Annotated in this window: 2 protein-coding genes; both read right to left on the bottom strand. The window is 41.5% G+C overall.

Annotation, left to right across the window (positions count from 1 at the left end; genetic code table 11):
- Positions 1 to 79: 79 nt before the first annotated feature.
- The gene (locus tag E5161_RS20575; protein WP_281279898.1) at positions 80 to 976 is read right to left on the bottom strand and encodes an IS3 family transposase; all 897 of its coding nucleotides are present in this window, start codon (positions 974 to 976) and stop codon (positions 80 to 82) included.
- On the bottom strand, positions 970 to 1,653 hold the full coding sequence (locus E5161_RS20580) for a helix-turn-helix domain-containing protein (RefSeq protein ID WP_136779759.1): 684 nt from the start codon (positions 1,651 to 1,653) through the stop codon (positions 970 to 972). Before E5161_RS20580 ends, E5161_RS20575 begins: the two co-directional genes overlap by 7 nt.
- Between the last annotated feature and the right edge of the window lie 68 nt (positions 1,654 to 1,721).

A 1,721-nucleotide genomic window follows, 5' to 3' on the forward strand; every position in this document is an offset into this window, starting at 1 on the left:
TGAACTGCACCCCGTCAAGTAGACAGTATAAAAACAAAAACTCTGGCACCGGCCATTTCCTTATGGTTGGTGCCATTTTTTATGCTGCTGAACTAAGCAGGTATTGCCTGTATTCCAGTGGGGTCATACACTCAAGCCTCTTCTGGTACCGGCGATTATTGTAGTAATCGATGTATTCCCTAATTGCTGCTTCCAGATCTTCGTATGTATTGAATTTATTCAGGTAGTACATCTCGGATTTCATCATTCCCCAGAATGATTCCATCGGGCCATTGTCTATGCATCTGGAAACTCTAGACATGCTTTGCATCATTCCAGCATCATCTAGCTTATTCCTGAATTTTTTGCTTGTATATTGGAAACCGCGGTCACTATGAAAGAGGGGTTTTGCATCCGGATATGTTTGATGTGCAATATCAAATGTTTTAAACACAAGTTCATTGTTGTTGGAATGTCCAACCACAAAAGAAACGATACTTTTATCCGCCAAATCAAGAATTGCACTTAAGTAAGCCTTGCTTTGAATGCCATACTTCATTTCAGTCACATCCGTGAGCCATTTTGTACCGAACGCATTGGAGTTGAAATCTCTGTTCAAGACATTTTCCGCTGTAATTTCAGGCGTAGAATGGACGTAATTCTTTTTCTTCCTGCGGCATACCGATTTTAGACGTAAGATGCCCATGAGTCTGTATATTCGCTTAGAATTGACATTCAAATGGTTTTCTCGGTTGAGCTTGATTGTCATCTGGCGATATCCGAGAATTCCATTCTTTTCTTCGTAGGCATCCTTAATCAAGGGAAGCAGTTCTTTGTTGAAAGTCTCATTATCGCTTTCTTTCCGGTTTAGCCATTTGTAATACGATGAACGTTGGATTCCAGCAAGATCACAGAGCCCGCTTATGGGATATGAATTCATGTCATGCATATCGCTTATGGCAAGATATACAGCCTCATGTCGAACTTGGCTTAGAATCGCCTCCTTTGGATCTCGTCCAGCTTTTTTAAAAAATCAATCTCCATCTGCTGTCTTCTGTTCTCCGCCTGGAGCAGCTTATTCTGCGCCTTCAGTTTCTCGACTTCGGACATTTCTTCTTCCGTTTTTCTTTTCCCGCGTCTATCCTGAAGTGCCTCTGCACCAGACTTTAAGTATTTGTTTACCCAGGAATAAACTTGCTGATAGGATACCTGAAACTTCTCCGCTGTCTGGGCATAATTGTGTTGATGCTCAATGCAGAATTTGACGATTTCAATTCGTTCATCGAAAGTAGTTGCTCGTCCTTGAGTCATGATTGGTGATCCTCCCGTTTCGGAAGTTTTCAACATCTCATGACCATTATACTTCAGGATCCAATCACGCAGTTGGCGGGTTGATTTAATGCCGTATCTTCTGCATATATCCATATGTGACCTACCGCCGGCCAGATAGTCCTCGACGGCTGATGTCTTTAACTCTGTTGAATAGACAGTATTTTGGGACGTGTTATGGAGTCCATTTGGGCCAAACGATTGATAAGTTTGAAGCCATTGTTTGATGGATGTAAAGGAAACATCCAGTAAAGAAGCTAAGTGGTTAAGCGAATCTTCCCCACGAAGATATTTCTCAATGGCTTCGATTTTTTCAAATCCTGATATTTTTGCTTTATGGGACATAAAAATGCTCCACCTCGCAGTAAACAGTTTTATTATTTCAACTGTCTACCGCAAGGGGAGCATATCAA

The sequence above is a fragment of the Cohnella pontilimi genome (assembly GCF_005049045.1).
In the GTDB taxonomy this organism is placed as follows: domain Bacteria; phylum Bacillota; class Bacilli; order Paenibacillales; family Paenibacillaceae; genus Cohnella; species Cohnella pontilimi.

What these genes read in the sequence shown, in the direction of transcription:
- E5161_RS20580 (WP_136779759.1), bottom strand. Translation starts at nt 1,653, where the DNA reads ATGTCCCATAAAGCAAAAATATCAGGATTTGAAAAAATCGAAGCCATT.